This is a genomic window from Gorillibacterium sp. CAU 1737 (assembly GCF_039888655.1).
Lineage (GTDB): Bacteria > Bacillota > Bacilli > Paenibacillales > NBRC-103111 > Gorillibacterium.
On the sequence record NZ_JBDQQO010000002.1, the window covers coordinates 195,809 to 212,474 of the forward strand.

A 16,666-nucleotide genomic window follows, 5' to 3' on the forward strand; every position below is an offset into this window, starting at 1 on the left:
AGCATGGTATTCAGCAGTTTACTCTTCCTGTTTCTCTTTCTCCCTGCGGTTCTGATCTGCAACTTCCTCTCCCCATGGCGAATCAAAAATGCCGTACTGCTTTTCTTCAGCCTGCTCTTCTACGCCTGGGGAGAACCGGTCTATATCGTGATTATGCTGTTGTCCACGGTTACCGATTTCAGCTTCGGCCTCCTGCTGGAGAAAGCCGGGCTCAGCGACCGTCGGCGCAAGGCCATCGTTGCCCTCTCGATTATCGTCAACCTTGCCTTGCTGTCCTACTTTAAGTATGCGGACTTCCTCATTGAAAATCTCAATGCTTGGTTGGGCACCGAGGTCCCGCTTAGAGAGCTGCCCTTGCCAATCGGCATTTCCTTTTACACGTTTCAATCGATCTCCTACATCATCGATGTTTATCGGGGAACGAGTAAAGCGCAGCGGAACTGGCTGGATTTCGCAACGTTCGTCGCCTTGTTCCCGCAGTTGGTCGCCGGTCCTATTGTGCAATACTCTTCGGTTGCGGAGCAACTGCGCCACCGGAAGGTGGACAGCGCCATGTTCGCCCAAGGAATCCGTCGATTCATAAAGGGACTGGCCAAGAAGGTGCTGCTTGCCAATAATAGTGGGCTCTTGTGGCATGCAGTCTCTGGCATGGACACAGGAGCACTGTTAGCGTTGACCGCTTGGCTCGGAATTCTGGCCTTTGCCTTTCAGATCTATTTCGATTTCAGCGGTTATTCCGACATGGCCATTGGACTTGGGCTCATGTTGGGGTTCCGGTTCAATGAGAACTTCAACAGGCCGTATTCCGCGCAAAGCATGACGGATTTCTGGCGCCGCTGGCACATTTCGTTAGGGACCTGGTTTCGCGATTACCTGTACATTCCTCTGGGCGGGAATCGGCGAGGACGCTCGATTCAAGTACGCAATATTCTGATCGTATGGACGTTGACCGGCATCTGGCATGGAGCGAGCTGGAATTTTTTGATCTGGGGTGTGTATTTTGGCGTGATCCTGATCTTCGAGAAGTGGGTTGGGTTACGCTTGCTCGCTCGCTTGCCGCGACCATTACGGCACGGGTATGCCTTGCTGCTGATTCTGATCGGCTGGGTGTTCTTCGCATTTGACGATCTTTCCGCCATGGGTACCTTTTTCCTAGCATTGTCAGCAAGGAATGGTCTGCCGCTAGCGGACACGGAGACCGGGTATCTGCTATATACCAACTTGATTCTTCTTGTCGTTTTGGTTCTCACCATTGTTGTGGAGAAGTCTCGCAATCCAAGAACCGAGCGCCCTTATCTGATGCTCCTGTACCATGGGGTGCTGTTCCTGTTTTCCATCGCTTATCTGGTGGATGCCACCTTTAATCCATTCCTGTATTTCCGATTCTAGAGACCTGAAGGAGCGTGAAGCGGATGAGCAAAACCACCGATCGGATGACCATCGTCGGCTTTGCCGCTGTAATTTTCCTCCTCTCCCTCTTGTTCTTGGTGCGCCCCAAGCTGTCTTTTTCCGAGACCGAAAACCGAGTCCTGCAACAAACACCGCAGCTGACATGGGAGAATCTGTGGTCCAAACGATTTATGGAGCAGACCGAACTCTACCTGTCCGACCATTTCCCTTTCCGTGAAAAGTGGGTTCAGGGGAAATCTGCATTGGAGCAGCTTCGTCTCCAACAGGAGAACAACGGAATCTTCAAGGGGAGCGACGGGTATTTGTTCGAACGCTTCGAGAAACCCGATTTCTCCCTGCTGCAGCAATATACAGACGCGATCAAGGAGTTTGCGTTACGACACCCGGAGACGCGCATGACCTTCATGCTCGCGCCGACCTCGATCGGGCTGTATCCGGATCGGCTGCCCTGGTTGGCTCCGTCTTTTCCACAAGAGGCAGTTAACGCATATATCGGTTATCAGCTTGGAGACAGCGTGACTTATCTCAATGGGTTTGACTTCCTGCGCAAAGCTGCACGCGGCCGCACACCGATTTATTATCGGACCGACCATCACTGGACGACCTACGGAGCTTATCTGGCCTATGCAGCGTATGCGAAGCAAATGGGCTGGCCTGTCCAATCCCCTGCTGATTTCTACATCGAGACGGTGACCGACAACTTCCTGGGGAGCTACCATACCCGTAGCCAGTTAGCCGGAATCCAAGCCGATTCCATTCAACGGTATGTGTCGAAGCAACCAGCCGATTTCTCCCTATACATCACAGATACCGATCAAACCGTTACCGGTTTATATGACAACCATTATTTGACGACCAAAGACAAGTACGCTTATTTTCTTGGTGGTGTCCATGCCTTGCTGACCATCAAGAACAAGATTCCGACTGACGAAGATGCCGCGCCGCAGAAGCTGCTCGTCATCAAGGATTCCTACGCTCACAGTGTACTGCCGTTCCTCGCGCTCCATGTCCCGGAGATTCATGTGATCGACCTGCGTTATTACAATGGAGACATCCATGATTACATGGAACGCAACGAAATACAGGATGTTCTGATGCTCTTCAACACAGCAACGTTTGTGAATAATCGAGAATTGCTGAGGCTAAAAGGACCGTGGTGAAAACCACGATCTTTTAGCTTTTTCTCCATTTTCTAGGACACATCCCATTGCCTGTCTTTTCACTAATCCAAGCTTCCCTTCTTGCTGTAGAGAATAGAATCTTTGACCCACTGGACCGGTCGAACGCCTAATTCGGTATCCACCCTGCGATGATAGACCTGATAATCCGGGGAAACCATGCGGGCTTTGTCTGTGCTGCTGAAATAAGCGGTGGATAGCCAGTAGCTCTCCGGCAAAATCGAAGCGCTCTTGGACAAGCGGAACAGGCGCTGCACATCGTCAATACTGGGCAAGGTCATATAGGCAGAATAGGCTGTTCGATAGGCTCGATCGCTGTTCTGAGCTGCGTATTTGATGGGAGAAAACCAGTAATGTGGCCGATCCCCTTCATCTGCTAGCGAGGCATTGCTTGCATTACGAAGAGCAGAATAATTTGCCTTCTGAATGAGTTCCCGCTCTTCTTGCGAAAACCAGGTGGAGACTTTGTCGTCCAACTCCGTTTGAATGCCGGCCTTCGTATAATCGTTCGAGCGCTCGTCGTAGGAGGTTCGAAACAGGGAGTCCTTCGCGATCAGCTTTACCTGCTCATCTCTTCTCTCCAGCACATACCACTCGATGGGCTTGCCTTCGAGACGGCCAAGCGTGATGGTTTCTGGCTTGCCGGGAAACGAAGTAAGAAGGCAAAGAAAGAGCAAGGCTAGGCCAATCTGACGAAAATGGCGAAGGAAAAAGCCTGCTCGGTCCATCACGATAACGAGAATCAGGAGATCCAAATGCACATTAAACAGGAACATATGCTTTTGCAAGTCGGCGTGCCCGTTGCTCACCATGGGAATGATGAATTGTCCAACCGTCGCACAGATAAGCACAGCTCTTAACAGGATACCGAACAGGCTGGTTCTTCTCCTGAGATGAAGAATCAAATTGACCATGGAGAGCCCCATAACGGCGCCGATGAACAAGGAGGCGAAGCCGGAAAAGTGCTTGCGAACGCTCTCCCAGGCATTCAACCGAAAGGCAAACCACAAATCGGCCTGCTCGCTTGGCACTTCCTTGTTGGTCAAGTAGGTCGGACGAAGCGGCAAAGCAGCCTCGGCGCTCATATCCAGCTTTTCCGCGAAGAGCGCGGGGTGCTTCAAATAATAGAGGAGAACGTCCAGCTTCCCGGTTCGGTCAAAGAACAGCGATTGGAACGAGGAGTCGTACAGGTTATACGGGTTTAGAGGTTCGTGAGCGTAAGCATTTACGGCTTCCAGTTGGGACAGCTCCGGCGGCAGCCCCAGCTCCTTCACGGCCTCCTCCGGCGCAGGATGGTCATAGAGGACGCCGAAAAAAACAGCATGAAACGTGGTAACCTTGTTCATCCAATCGGGAGTATGCTTTACATAACCAGAAGCGCCCATCAGCATCGCCGCTATGCAGGCACAGAGGAAAAACCTCTTCCTCCCCTCTTCCCTCCTTAGCACGTGATAGACAAGCGGAAGGGTCAACAGCAAGGCGGAGGGAAAGTTAGCTGGCTTGGAGCCCGAGAATAAAAACAGCGATCCGATCAAGGCTATGATTATCAGAAGGCTGCTCTTCCCCTTCTCCAGATAAACCAACAGGACGAAGGAAAGGAGCAAGAAGATCAAAGTAGGTGCTTCCCCATAGAAGGAATTGAAATAGACCAGATAGCCGCTATCCAGAAAAAGAAAGAGAAACAACATTTTGATGGCAATATTCACGTAAGGCCGAGCATTCCACCTCCGCCTCAAAAAGAGAAAGCATGCCAAAGCGTAGCAAATCAAAAACAAAACCGTTTGAAAAAAGAGGTGAAACTGATGAGGATCGCGATGGGCTAAGTGATTGGCTACGGCGTTGAAAAACAAACCGATTTTAACAAACAGCAGTTGAGTGGAATAAAAGTGCGCAGGATTGTCTTTAACGGGCTGAAAGATCTGGTAGAAGTACTGTGGGACGGCAGCAGGATCTGACAGGTGATAGTGGAATGCTGCGCTGTAATACTTAATGCCATTAATCGAATCAATCCCAAAGGCTCTCATCACCCGATTAAAGTCGGAGTTATCAGCAATACCGATGGGGTCAGGCACCTCTATCAGAGCCCATATGGCAATCAATAGGGCTAGCAAGAGAATCCATGTCTTTCCTTTCCTCGATGGAACCAACAGTGAGCCTTCCTTTCTGATGAACATCCGATCTTTGTTGTGTGCGGCTCGGGACACGGTCCTTCCCGTTCCCTGACTATTATTCCCCATTTGCCTAGCTGGTTAATCGAAAGAAGAAGGTTCTCGCCCAATTGACCGGTATAAATTGGTATACTAGAAGCGACATCCCCGACCATTGATTGGAGGCCTCTACATGAACCCAACTTTACTCGAGCAATTGAACCATTGGAACGAAGAGGATGAACATCAGCAAATCGTAGACACCCTACTGGCCCTTCCAGAGGAAGACTGGGACTATGAGGCCATCAGCCTGCTAGGCAGAGCCTATAACAACCTGCAGCAGTATGAAGAAGCGTTGGCTCTCTTCCATGAAATTGCTGATGCGGGACAGAAGGACCCGTTGTGGCATTACCGAATGGGCTACGCCTACTATCACATGCAGCGGTACGAGGAGGCGGCGAAAGCTTTTGCCCGTTCCGGCGAGCTGGAACCTGGAGATCCCGATACTGACTTATTCGTGGAATGGAGCCTGCGAAAAGCGGAGAAGCAACGCAAGCAAGCGGAGCGACTGGCAGCCCGAAAGGCGGCTGGCTCAGCTTCTCACGGTTCATCTGCAGAGGGTCCGCCCTTTTCAGATGCTTTTCTGTCCAGTTTTTGGAAAGAGAGTGACTATGCCCAGAATTCCTACCAATCCGAGCCGCCAACGGACGACTTGATATCATCCATTGAAGAGGAGCTGGGGTACAAGCTGCCTGCCTCTTACATCGCGCTGATGAAGCACCAGAATGGCGGAATTCCGTGCAACACCAATTTCCCTACAGAGGAAGCAACCTCGTGGGCAGAGGATCACATCGCCATCACGGGGATTCTAGGGATTGGTCGGGAGAAGAGGTATTCCCTCTGCGGAGACCTTGGTAGTTCACTCATGATTGAGGAATGGGGCTATCCCGACATCGGGGTGGTGATCTGCAACTGTCCCTCTGCGGGTCACGATGTGGTGATGCTAGACTATCGGGCTTGCGGTCCAGATGGAGAACCCGAAGTCATTCATGTGGATCAGGAGGGTGATTATGAAATTACTTTCCTTGCTGAGAATTTCGAAGCCTTTATCAAAGGTCTGGTAAATGATGAGGTGTTCGATACCTCTGCTGAAGACAAGGAAGCCGACCTTCACAAGGTTGCACATGGAGCATTCTCTCCCCTTCTGGCAGAGCTGTGTGCCAACGCAACGGAAGTTGAGTCCCTTGAACAGAAAATCCGCACCATTTGCACCCAAGTCGTTGAAGAGAAAGGGCACTTTTCCTTTCATGCGGATGAACGCTCCTATTTGATGTATGATGTGCAGTTCTGGCTTTACACCAAATCATACCCTGACACGGATCGAGCGAAGTACCTCGACATCTACAAGGACATGATCGCCTTTGGCGGAGAGTTTGGCCAACGAGGGTATGCTCCATCGTGGATTACTAGTTGGTTAGACCAGCGCATGGAAGAAGGCCGAATCATTCAGGATCACGGGAAGCTGCGGTTCACGGATCAGGCCGTGTCAGAGCTCCTTCAGCAGCTGGAGAACTTCTAACTCCCCATGAAAAAAGCAAAATGCGCCTCTGCCCTTTGTTAGGGAGTTGAGGCGCATTTTTCATGGTTATGACAACAACTGAAACGTAAGAATTCGGTTCTTCAACGGATTCTCTTCCGCAAGGCTTCGGCCAGCTCTCGCCAGCACATTCCTTCCCCTTCCTCTTGTAGCTCCGGTTCCTCCTCGGCCAACCAATAGTCCCCATCCATCAGCTCGTACATGTCAAGAAGGGTAATCTTGGCAATAGCGGGATTATGGAAAACGGAGAACATCGGCCCCGGACCGCTGTCCCAATTGTAGCTGTTTACGATGGCATGCAGCAATTCTGGAGTATCCATCTGCTGGATGAAATCCCCCATCTTCTTCATGGAATCCTGATAGAGGACACGATCAACCCTTTCCTGTTCTTGTCGCGTTAAGGTTAGGCGAACCGCTCCCGTTGTTTGAAGCAGCAGATCGGCTATTTTCTTGTCTCCACGTGCGGTTTGCCAAGCCGTAGCCTGAATGCCGTTCGGTGAGTCCAACTGGACACCGGCTTTGATCAACTTTACAATTGCCTCTACTTGTTAGAACTTGACCGCCTTCTTTAGGACAGAATCCCCCAGCCGATCTACGGCTTCCAGGTCTGCTCCGTGCTCGATCAGCAGCTCGATTGCCTGCAGAGGCATCTTTCCTGTCAGAAATAGCATGAGCGGTGTTCGTCCACGCTCATCTCGCTCGTTCACATCCCGCTCTGCTATAGCCTTTCGGACGTCCTCGATGTCCTTGGTTTTGCAGACTTCCTTCCAATTCACGAAGCTCTCCCCATTCAACAAATAATCTGGAATACTACCCAGTCCCTTTCTCTAACTTGCGCCGATGTAAAGGGTTCCATCAGAAAATACTGCAGAATATCCACGGCTATGCAGCTCAAAATACGGGGCGAACGGGTCTCCCGGTAAGCCGTACCGAGGCCACTGGAGGTAGTAGGAGATCCAGTAATCGCAAGCTATCGAGTAATAAGCTTCGTCCAGAATCTCGATGAGAGATTCGTCCTTCTGTTGATCACGAATCACTTCGGACAGCACCTCATACACATCGGGATCATACGCGCTTCGGATTGCGTTGAGTTGTCCTGGCTGCAGGAGATGAATATCATTGATTTTGCTAAGATACGCCACAGCTTCTCTTGCTTCCTCTTCATCGGGAAACGCCTCTAGCAGTTGTTTTAACTCCTGGATATGCTGTTTGCCAAAGTCGATCAGCACGTCCTCCGGCACCGGGTTTCCCTTCCCGTTGAAATAGCCGGGCACCGCATCGCCTGTGAAATCCTCCGGCTCTAGCATTTCATAGATTCGACGAATGCGATGCACATAAGCGTCACCGTCCGTCAGGGGCTCAAAGGTGGCTTCCACCCCTTCTCCGCTAGGCATATACATTTGAAAATAACCATAGAACGCTTCTTTCTCCACATCCTCATCCGGATCGGATTCTTCTCCCATCAGATCAAGCAAATACCCTGCATACGTTTGCTTATCCACGTCTCATTCGCTCCTTCTCGGCTCTCCGTTAGGCCTAGTTCGCCGAAGCATAACGAAGAATGATCGCTTCCCTTGACTCATCGTCATAGGAAATCCATAGTTCATCTCCTTCCACAATACCATAGATCGGCTCAATGGACTGGTAGATCTGATAGCTGCGACCTTCCCGTTCCACCGTGATCCGTGCGAGTGGCCGTTCCCCAAGCGTGCCTTCAAATCGTACGGAGGTTACCTTGGCTGCTCCCTGCTTCCCCTTCTGCAGGCGGAGCTCCCGTGCGAGATCTTCCTTTCTCATAGCGACGGGAATGACCGTTCCCTCGTTCACGGGTACTCCTTTCGGGACAAAAGCGCTATTTGGCTTAAGGAATCGTTTGGTTCCGTCGGAGACGAGTACCTCGAGCAGCATCAGCTTGCGATCGAAAGTGGGAAGTGGGTACTCTTCAACTCGAACGACTTCTCCTTGCAGGGAAATCTGTTCGGATGTTTGGAGGGTTACCGCACTGCCATAGCTGAACAATCGCGGCAGTCCCTGAATCAATGCAAGACGCGCTTTCTCGCCTATGCGGTAGTGGAAGCCCGGAGGCTGTACAACGGGAATATCGTAGTCTCGACCCTCCGCCTTGAACTGGAGCATGAGCACTTCACTGCGATTTACTCGGCCGATAGCTTCAATCCGGCGCAGCTCGGCGTCCATGAGGGTCATCTGGTTCGGTTCCGTCGACCGATCTTCTCCCATGACAAACTGCGCCTTGTTCTTCTTCCGGTTATAGCGAATGACAACCGAATCCCCAACCCTGACAGCGTTCAAGAAGGACATGACTTTTTTGATCGAAATCTCCTTGACCTGCCCTCCATCTTCAAATCGGACGGTAAACCGGATCAGCGGCTGCTCGTTGATATAGGTTCCCGTCTCCTCCATGCCGATGATGGTTCCAGCTAGAATTGACCCCTCGGCGACCATACGGGCTTGCGTTCTCTTCATCTTGAAAGAAACCGCGAGCACCACCGTCGTCATAAGCAGCGGAAGCAACAGCCAGATCAGCCAATTGATGACCAAGGCATTGCCTTGCAACACATACTGCCAAAAGCTTTGGAAGGAAATCCGGTCTTCCCCCTTGGCAAGGAACCATTGCTTCACTTGTTCGCCTGTCAACATCTGAGCCTTACCTGACTTCATTTCAAAGACTCTAGCCGAGTCCGCTCCCAATGAAGAATAGACCAGGTCCCGATTCGGCTCCTTAAAGAAAGCAAGGTTGGCGTTATCCAGCTCCTCGTAAGTCATCTGACCGACTAGGCCCGTCACATCCTGAAATTCTCCTGTCTGCTCCTGATAGAGATAGCCGATGGTTTTCCCATTCTGTTCATCTTCCGTCGTGGAGCCAACGAGTAATACCTCCGTATCGTTTAACGGGAATACCTTAGCCTGATAAACCGGCTTTGGTGTAGGAACAGCAGCTCCCCATTTGTTCTCCGCCGCATGATAAAACCGCGCTTGCCCCGGGTATTCGGAATTTTCCCGAACCACCCGGGTGTTATCAAACCCCAGCTCACGGGCAAGCTTCACTTCGGCCCGGTCTTGAGCATCGAAGGAAGTCTCCTCTTCCTTCTTCAACACAGGAGCCGGGAGCTGACCATCCTTCAAAATCCCGCTGATGTACGCACTGCGGTCATCCTTCAAGCTCACCTCGATCAGAGGGATCGCCTTCTCCTGAGTAAAACTTCCCGGAAGCTCACGAAGTCGGATGGGCCGCGCTGGAAAAGGCTCGGGGCTGGTCAGGAGGACGGTGGCGAGCTGGCCTCCCTTCACTTGAGCCAGGAAAAAGGCAGTGTCCTTCGTCTCGCCGGTTATGATCAGCCTGCCGCGCCAAGTCGAAAAATCGTAGCTGCTCAAGCTGGCCACCGGCAGCTTGCCTTGGGCGATCTCCTCCACCTCACCGGAAGGAAGAAAGGCATTTAAGCGCAGGCCAGCGTCCGTGTCATAGGTGGGAAGAATCAATGCTCCTTGCTGATAGACGACGGCATTCTGCAGGCTGTGCATGACTTCCTGCACCGTTACCTTCTTGCTCAGCCTCTTGGTCTCTGTATCAAAGAGATAGGCTTGGATTCCATCGATTCCTTCCGTGAACCCTACTGCCTTCCTGCCTTCGTCCAGGTAATACAGGCGGCTGAACGCAGGCAGGCGGTCATCGACGGTAGCCACGTACCCTTTGTAATCGCTCCACATCATGAAGCTCAGGAAGATGATCGGGATAAGAAAAACAAATCGGAAGAGGCCCGTTGCACGTTTCGTCATGAATGGTCCTCCTCTTCCACCAAGCCTTGGTTATGATCAATCAACTGTTCAGCAGATAAGTCGTGCATAGCTTCTTCTTCACTCTCCTGTTCCTTGCTCGATTCTCTCTATATGGATAGCAGCTCGTTATCCGATCGTAGAGACGATCGTCCCATCCGGGTCTTTGATGTGAGTTTTCACAATGGTAAGGGTTATTCCATCTAGGGCAGAGAGCTTGCCCGTCCCTTCCTGAGGCTTCAGTTGACTGGCGAGCTCATGAACAGCTGCTTCCGTGAGGTACAGCACGACCTCATCCTCGCCCTCTTCCACCTTGGCTTGATCACTTGGCTTCAACACGACCCGAACAGTTCGGCTGACCAGCGCAAGCTCCTTGTTCTTGCTGATGCGGCCCCGAATCAGCTTCCCGATGGTTTCCGCCTGCTTGGCTCCAATCGTCAGCACAGCTGGAGCTTTTCCGAATAAGCGCTTCTTCTCCGGCTCCCATTCCAGTTGATCCACAAACAAGAACCCGGTGTTTGAGCCATCCCGCTCGATGCCCTTCTGTACCTCCTCGGCAATGGCCGGAACCTCCAGCAGAGAATGTCGAGATAAGTTCGTTATGTATCGAGGCATATACCCTTCGCAAATGCGCAGCATTCCCCGTGTGTTCCAGGTCTTCATGGCTTCCAGCTCATCGCCTGTGATGCCGACCATTTGCAGGAAGACAACTCGTCCATTCGGCGTATCAATCGCTGGAAGTTCGGGATCCTCGACAAAAGCCAAAGCCGTCAACTCGGTATCTGCCCCGAGACAAATGGGGCCATTTGCATCCAAATAATCGCCTGAACGGAACACATTTCCGCTCGAAAATACATACCTCCCCATATTTTGCAAGAGATTCAAGGCCCAGGCCGGCGGCTCTTCCTCATTATTCTCGCGTGCGACCCGGAAGGTCAGCTCAAAGCCGTACCCGCTCTCCTCTGCGTAGTCCGATTCCTTCCCATAAAGCTCGGAGAAGCCAAACGTCACGATATGCCAATGCGGGGTTGGCTCTTCCGCAGCATACGCGCTAATCCCGTCCAGTGGGTCCTTGCCTCCCAGTTGGTAAGGAATCAAGGTACCGTAATGCTTGGGCTCCTGTTCCCCATAAAGTCCTCTCATTTGCTCTTCGATGGCATCCCATCCGATGGTCGCTTCGACTTCCTCACTCATTCGTTGCCCTCCTCTTATTTTCCACTCTCTAAGTACTTAAGCCAGACAGGCAAAAGAGAAACTTTGCACAGCTATTAGAGAAGCTAACAACCTTCCAGAAAGAAGCGGACTGCCTTTCAGAAAGAAAGCAACTTTCTTCCGGTTATTGTAATCAGCAAAGAACGAAATCCTAGTCGGATTACGGTAAGTATACGGGGATCGAAAAGGAAAAAACAACCTTTTTAAGCGACAATTGACCCTCTGACCCATAGCAGGTAGGATCATTTTCCTAGATCGAAAATCTAAGGTACAATGGAGTATCTTGTGTAAAGGGGAGTCCGAATGAATCAAGATGAGAGGTTGATGAGGGAAGCCATCAAGCTGTCCAAGCTTGCGGTCGAGCATGGAAATGAACCGTTTGGTGCGGTATTGGTGAAGGACGGAGAAATCGTCTACTCGAGTGAAAACCAGATTTATTCGGCTACCGACCCTACTTTCCATGCGGAAGCGGGGCTGCTGCGGAGATTCTGTGCGGAGACCCATATTACGGATTTGCGAGCGTACACCTTATATTCGAGCTGTGAGCCTTGCTTTATGTGCAGCGGTGCAATGGTGTGGACCCAGTTGGGCCGACTGGTTTATGCCGCCAGCAACACGGAGCTGAGCAACCTGCTTGGCGAGACGGGGAGCTCCTGCAGTCAAATGGTTTTTGATCACTCTCCCCATAAGCCTATTGTCACCGCTGGGGTACTGCGAGAGGAAAGCCTGCCTGTATTGGCCAGCTACTTTGCAACCCACACGAAGGGCTGAAAAGACGGAGTGACTGTAATCGAAACGGCAAAATAAAACAACGACAGCCTAGGCGAAGGAAAAGCGCTAGGCTGTCGTTGTTTTTTAGTTGAACGGAGAGCTAGGATCCGACCATCCGGGTGGGCCGCTCCGTCATGATTGCTCCTTAATAAGCCGCTGCAGGAGGATGTCGGTCAGCTCCTCTGCTGTGCTCCAGATCAAAGGCCGAATCTCTTCCACCTGCACCGGAAGGGCCTCGGCATCCCTGCTGTTCACGGTCCACATGACCGGGATCTTCAAGCCAAGGGCGTAGCCGGCCGCTAACCATACTTCAGACGAGCGACCGGTTAGATCCGCAATGACCAGCTTGCTCTCTGCTATCTGCGGCAAGGAAATCTTGCTCGGCCCCTGCTTCTTGAAGGGAAGCAGGCGTGGTTGGTACCCGCACTGCTCGATTTTGGGCATTAGCAATGCCTCCCAATCGGCGCGAATGTCATCTTCATCCGGGAGGAGCAAGGCGCAAGGGGCTTTTTGTTTCTCTCCGGCACTTGCGACGGCTTCGTTCCACCCCTTTGCCGTCAGCCGAAAGGTCATGCCCTCTCGAATCAGTAGTTCCTCGTTGATGAGCATATCGATGATGTACACCAACTCCTGCAGATTAGGAGAGTAGGTTAGGTTATAGCTGCTGCTAAGGGGATGGAGAACAACCGGCATCTCGGGACCTTCCGCATGTCTGTACAAATAGTGCAGGAGACGGTTTCCCTTATCCGGGAGGGTAAGCGGAATTCCCGGATCCTTCGCAATAGCGTCCAAATCGCTGCTCGATAGGGAAAGCTCTTCCTCGCAATCCGTCTTTTCTCGAATGAAGGCTGAGATTAGATAGAACAAGTCGCGCTTTGTCTTCTGCGGGAGCGCTTGAATCGGTTCGTAGCTGTCTCTAAGCAGCCGATAGGATCGACCCGGAGCGCACGAGCAGCCGACATATCGGTCGTAATCGCCTTCCGGCAGAATCGGTGCCATCTCATCACAGAACAAGCAGTGTTTCTTCTTCATTCCCATTCTTCACCTCGAATCCATGGATTCCTATACCTTACCAGCATTCGAACCAAAAGTTGACCCACAGAATTTTCCTGTCAGGTGAACGAGGTCACCCCTCGTGAACATCACAAAACCCCGAAAATGATAAATTCAATCACCTTTTTCGGGGTATTGTGTATTAATGTTTACATAATATTTAATATGTCTACTATTGTGCTGTGATCATAGGATTCCTTCCAGGCTTGCGCCTTTTGCAAACAAGCGTTCGATCTTCTTCTCCACCGCAGGATCGGGAATCAATGGCGGGGCTTGATGCGGCTTGCTCCGGGCATCAATGATCAGCGTGTCACAGCCCCAATGCTTATGCTCGTAGGAACTGTTCACACCGTACATGTCATGAGAAGGATTGCTGCGCGTAAAGGTCACCCACAGGAAGTTGCTCAGTGACTCGCTAAGAAAGGCGCTGTTGTCGCAAAGCACGATCAAGGGGCAGGATGGATCATTCCCCTTTTCCCGAAGGGCTTCCGTTAACCCATGGAGCTCTCTCTCTGCGTCCGCATAGTTCGTAAAGGCAGGCCCTTGCATAGCAACAACGCCCGGCATGACGAGTCGGACGGGCTCATAGCCGCGGATGGTCTTTAGCGCATCGGGAACGTCGCGGCACAGCTCTCTTCGCTTGTCCCCGTAAGCGGCAAGAACGACCTTGCTTCCGCTGTTCAATCCCGTTCCTGAGTAATCGAGGGTATCGATGGTCGTGTTCGTATAGAAATGGATATCCCGGCGAAGATCGATCCGCTCCAGGATATGCGTCAGGAACTTGATTTCCTGATGGGAGTCGAGCGGTTCGTTCTCCTCGGCTGTCATAAACAAGTATTTGGCCAAGCTCAATTGACCGGTGCCCAAAATCCGATTGGCCAGGGTAAGAATCTCCGCCGGTCTCTTCACCTGCTGGTACGGGGTATACCGCTCGCTGCCAATCGCGAAGAGCAGCGGGTGAACCCCTGCCGCATCCACGGCGTGGACTTCTTTGACCCCGGGAATCTCATATTTGATCGAATCGCCGGTCAGCTCATGAATCAACTCGCCAAACGCCGTGTCCTCCTGCGGAGGACGGCCCACGACGGTAAAGGGCCAGATGGCGCCCGGCCTGGCATACACTTTGTGAACCTTCATCACCGGGAAGGGATGGACGAGGCTGTAATAGCCCAAGTGGTCGCCAAACGGGCCCTCCGGCTTCGTATCCTCGGGATAGATTTCTCCCGTGATGACGAAATCCGCATCACTGCTGATGCAATAGCCTTCCGAATAGCCGTAGCGGAAATTTCGGCCCGCCAGCATGCCGGCTACCGTCATTTCGCTCAGCCCTTCCGGCAGCGGCATCACGGCTGCCAAGGTGTGAGCAGGCGGACCGCCGACAAAGCAGCTTACCTTGAGCGGCGCTCCCAGCTTGTTCGCCTTCGCCTGGTGAACACCGATGCCGCGATGGATTTGATAATGCAAGCCGATCTCGCGATTCGGCTCATAGTCATTCCCGGTCAACTGCATCCGGTACATACCCAGGTTGGAGTTCATGATCCCAGGCTTGTCCGGGTCCTCGGAATACACCTGAGGAAGCGTGATAAAGGCTCCCCCGTCATTCGGCCAATGGTGAATCAAAGGGAGATCCGAGATTTGGATCTCCTGGGCCATGACCGGAGGGCGTTCCCTGCTCTTGAGCGGCAGTGCCTTGAAGGCAGCAAAGCCTGTAGCAAGGTGCGAAAACGGTTGTTTAATGGCGTTAATGGGTTCATTGCGAACGGCCATTACTTTATGTACAGCTTCCCAGGTCTGCCGGAAGATGAACTTGCTGCGCTCTATGGAGCCGAACAGATTGGAGACGGCACGAAAGCGGGAGCCTTTTACCCGCTCAAACAGAATGGCGGGACCGCCCGCCTCGTACACCTTCAAGTGAATCGCGGCCATCTCCAGGTAGGGGTCCACCTCTTCCTTGATGCGAACCAAATGGCCGTGCTTCTCTAAATCAATCAGGCATTCTTCTAATGTCCGATACATCGTCGTCTAGCTCCAATCTGCATGGAATAGGGGAGAACAAAATCGACCACACCTGCTTAAGAGACAATCGAGGCAGGGATGGTTACCGTCGACATGGCAAGCTTCTTCTGATCGTCGTTAACGTGCGTGTAGATCATCGTGGTCTCAATGGAAGCATGGCCCATCAGCTCTTTCACCACACGAATGTCTACTCCATTCTTGAGCAGCATGGTCGCAAACGAATGGCGCAGCTTGTGGCAGGACAGCTTCATATCCGCCAATTTGGGATGATGCTCCTGGAAGGCGTGGAACGTCTCGGACGCAATCTTCTGAATTTGCCGGATCGAGAGACGCTTTCCTTTTTGCGAGACAAAGAAGGCGTCTTCCTTCTCCCGATAGGGAGCAATCCGTTCCCTCTCCACCTCGGTAAGATAGTTCATCAGGAGTTCGGGAACCGGAATTTCGTTCCATTTCCGTCCTTTTCCGAATACCTCGATCGTTCCTCTCGCCCCTTTAAAATCCTTCCGATTCAGGCGGTGAACCTCTCCTACTCGCAATCCGCAGTACCCCATCAGAAGGAAGATGGCCATGTTGCGGTTCCGGTAACGTCCTTCGATATACGCGAGAGACGCCACCAAGTCTTCCTCTTCGAGATAGACCGGATTCTTGTTCTTCTCGGTCTTCGACTTCTTCACCTCAAGCGCCGGGTTCCGAGCGGCGAGTTCAAAGTCGATCAAAGCCGCATAAAAGGACCGAAGCGCAGATAACGTCCGATTTCTTGCTCGATCCCCAGTGTCCCGTTTGGAGACCAGGAATTCAATCACGTTCATCTTACCAGCTTCTGCAGCCGAAAGTCCATGCAAGGACTGGAGATAGGCATTCGCTTCCCGTTTGTATTCTCTTTGGGTCGCATCGGTGTAGCCCGCTTGCTGCATCCATAGGTTGAAGGCGCGAAGCTCATTCGCGTAACCTTCCTCTGTTTCATACTTGAGAGTCAAACGGCCTTCTCCTCTCTGTCCCTATCAAAAAATCGCTTAGAATCGAATGTGCGCAAAATATGAGTTTTGCGCACTTTATTATAGCACATACATTCGAAAATAACGCGCGGAATCGGGGTGTTGGTTGGGGGTTTATTGACATGGTATAGTTAACCCGAGGGCATGTCCCCCAACAATCGTTCAAGTAGGATGGATGGATTTATGCTGAATGCAAAAGGTAAGCGAAAACTTGAATTTCGGGGAAGCCACTACTATTGGTATATCAAGCTGCATGATGGAACACCTAAAATCCATATCCTATCCGAGGATAAGAAAGTTCAGCTATGCTATGGCTTTGATAAAGAACTCTCGATAGCCAAGTCCTATGTTATCGACCTATTGAGCCAGCATCTAGATCAAACCAACACCAAATAAGATCCTCTCGTGATTAGCAGAAGTTCTTGCTTCGAAAAATGCACCCCAAAAAGCCATTATCGGATTTCCCGGAGGGGTTTCCCATGTCAGCTTTAAGGG

General features: G+C 51.7%; 14 protein-coding genes. 5 read left to right on the forward strand and 9 right to left on the reverse strand.

The genetic code is table 11. From position 1 onward, the window contains the following. The first annotated feature begins 3 nt into the window (after positions 1-3). Positions 4-1,389: an MBOAT family O-acyltransferase gene (locus AAFN83_RS05305; RefSeq protein WP_347767670.1), complete on the forward strand. Its 1,386-nt coding sequence runs from the start codon at positions 4-6 to the stop codon at positions 1,387-1,389. A gap of 23 nt (positions 1,390-1,412) precedes the next feature. Next, positions 1,413-2,570, forward strand: coding sequence for a DHHW family protein (locus tag AAFN83_RS05310; protein WP_347767671.1), 1,158 nt, complete (start codon positions 1,413-1,415; stop codon positions 2,568-2,570). 62 nt (positions 2,571-2,632) lie between these two features. Here AAFN83_RS05310 and wsfD read toward each other — a convergent pair whose 3' ends face one another. Beyond that, entirely contained in the window at positions 2,633-4,825 is a 2,193-nt protein-coding gene (gene wsfD, locus AAFN83_RS05315; RefSeq protein WP_481810475.1) for a glycan biosynthesis hexose transferase WsfD, read from the reverse strand. A 103-nt stretch (positions 4,826-4,928) separates the two neighbouring features. Here wsfD and AAFN83_RS05320 point away from each other — a divergent pair, with 103 nt between their 5' ends. Continuing rightward, positions 4,929-6,314 (forward strand): SMI1/KNR4 family protein, encoded by a 1,386-nt coding sequence (locus AAFN83_RS05320; protein WP_347767675.1) that lies wholly within the window; start codon positions 4,929-4,931, stop codon positions 6,312-6,314. A 101-nt stretch (positions 6,315-6,415) separates the two neighbouring features. Here the strand turns inward: AAFN83_RS05320 and AAFN83_RS05325 are convergent, their stop codons facing one another. The 5 genes from AAFN83_RS05325 to AAFN83_RS05345 all read right to left on the reverse strand — a co-directional run bounded on the left by AAFN83_RS05325 (position 6,416) and on the right by AAFN83_RS05345 (position 11,318). After that, complete coding sequence (locus AAFN83_RS05325) at positions 6,416-6,859, reverse strand: DUF4274 domain-containing protein (protein WP_347767676.1); 444 nt, start codon at positions 6,857-6,859, stop codon at positions 6,416-6,418. A gap of 21 nt (positions 6,860-6,880) precedes the next feature. Further along, positions 6,881-7,108: an ankyrin repeat domain-containing protein gene (locus tag AAFN83_RS05330; RefSeq protein WP_347767678.1), complete on the reverse strand. Its 228-nt coding sequence runs from the start codon at positions 7,106-7,108 to the stop codon at positions 6,881-6,883. A 51-nt stretch (positions 7,109-7,159) separates the two neighbouring features. Beyond that, positions 7,160-7,834, reverse strand: coding sequence for a hypothetical protein (locus AAFN83_RS05335; protein WP_347767679.1), 675 nt, complete (start codon positions 7,832-7,834; stop codon positions 7,160-7,162). Between the two features lie 34 nt (positions 7,835-7,868). Beyond that, positions 7,869-10,127 (reverse strand): hypothetical protein, encoded by a 2,259-nt coding sequence (locus tag AAFN83_RS05340; RefSeq protein ID WP_347767681.1) that lies wholly within the window; start codon positions 10,125-10,127, stop codon positions 7,869-7,871. A 126-nt stretch (positions 10,128-10,253) separates the two neighbouring features. Next, positions 10,254-11,318 carry a suppressor of fused domain protein gene (locus AAFN83_RS05345; RefSeq protein ID WP_347767683.1) on the reverse strand — a complete coding sequence of 355 codons (1,065 nt, stop codon included), beginning with the start codon at positions 11,316-11,318 and terminating at the stop codon, positions 10,254-10,256. A 321-nt stretch (positions 11,319-11,639) separates the two neighbouring features. Between AAFN83_RS05345 and AAFN83_RS05350 the strand changes: the two genes are divergently transcribed. Next, on the forward strand, positions 11,640-12,107 hold the full coding sequence (locus AAFN83_RS05350) for a nucleoside deaminase (protein ID WP_347767685.1): 468 nt from the start codon (positions 11,640-11,642) through the stop codon (positions 12,105-12,107). Between the two features lie 132 nt (positions 12,108-12,239). On the opposite strand, the gene AAFN83_RS05355 is transcribed toward AAFN83_RS05350, so the two are convergent. From AAFN83_RS05355 to AAFN83_RS05365, 3 genes are all read right to left on the reverse strand, one after another. After that, positions 12,240-13,139: a hypothetical protein gene (locus AAFN83_RS05355; protein ID WP_347767687.1), complete on the reverse strand. Its 900-nt coding sequence runs from the start codon at positions 13,137-13,139 to the stop codon at positions 12,240-12,242. Positions 13,140-13,346: 207 nt separating this feature from the next. After that, positions 13,347-15,176, reverse strand: a complete 1,830-nt coding sequence (locus AAFN83_RS05360) for a UbiD family decarboxylase (protein WP_347767689.1) — start codon at positions 15,174-15,176, stop codon at positions 13,347-13,349. A gap of 56 nt (positions 15,177-15,232) precedes the next feature. Beyond that, positions 15,233-16,153, reverse strand: a complete 921-nt coding sequence (locus tag AAFN83_RS05365) for a tyrosine-type recombinase/integrase (protein WP_347767691.1) — start codon at positions 16,151-16,153, stop codon at positions 15,233-15,235. A 201-nt stretch (positions 16,154-16,354) separates the two neighbouring features. Between AAFN83_RS05365 and AAFN83_RS05370 the strand changes: the two genes are divergently transcribed. Then, positions 16,355-16,567, forward strand: a complete 213-nt coding sequence (locus AAFN83_RS05370; RefSeq protein WP_347767693.1) for a hypothetical protein — start codon at positions 16,355-16,357, stop codon at positions 16,565-16,567. Positions 16,568-16,666: the final 99 nt, after the last annotated feature.

Excerpts from the sequence above, each read along its gene's own strand:
- AAFN83_RS05345 (WP_347767683.1), bottom strand. The coding sequence starts at position 11,318 with ATGAGTGAGGAAGTCGAAGCGACCATCGGATGGGATGCCATCGAAGAG.
- AAFN83_RS05320 (WP_347767675.1), top strand. The coding sequence starts at position 4,929 with ATGAACCCAACTTTACTCGAGCAATTGAACCATTGGAACGAAGAGGAT.
- AAFN83_RS05355 (WP_347767687.1), bottom strand. The coding sequence starts at position 13,139 with ATGAAGAAGAAACACTGCTTGTTCTGTGATGAGATGGCACCGATTCTG.
- AAFN83_RS05360 (WP_347767689.1), bottom strand. The coding sequence starts at position 15,176 with ATGTATCGGACATTAGAAGAATGCCTGATTGATTTAGAGAAGCACGGC.
- AAFN83_RS05310 (WP_347767671.1), top strand. The coding sequence starts at position 1,413 with ATGAGCAAAACCACCGATCGGATGACCATCGTCGGCTTTGCCGCTGTA.
- AAFN83_RS05370 (WP_347767693.1), top strand. The coding sequence starts at position 16,355 with ATGCTGAATGCAAAAGGTAAGCGAAAACTTGAATTTCGGGGAAGCCAC.
- AAFN83_RS05305 (WP_347767670.1), top strand. The coding sequence starts at position 4 with ATGGTATTCAGCAGTTTACTCTTCCTGTTTCTCTTTCTCCCTGCGGTT.
- AAFN83_RS05340 (WP_347767681.1), bottom strand. The coding sequence starts at position 10,127 with ATGACGAAACGTGCAACGGGCCTCTTCCGATTTGTTTTTCTTATCCCG.
- AAFN83_RS05350 (WP_347767685.1), top strand. The coding sequence starts at position 11,640 with ATGAATCAAGATGAGAGGTTGATGAGGGAAGCCATCAAGCTGTCCAAG.
- wsfD (WP_481810475.1), bottom strand. The coding sequence starts at position 4,825 with ATGGGGAATAATAGTCAGGGAACGGGAAGGACCGTGTCCCGAGCCGCA.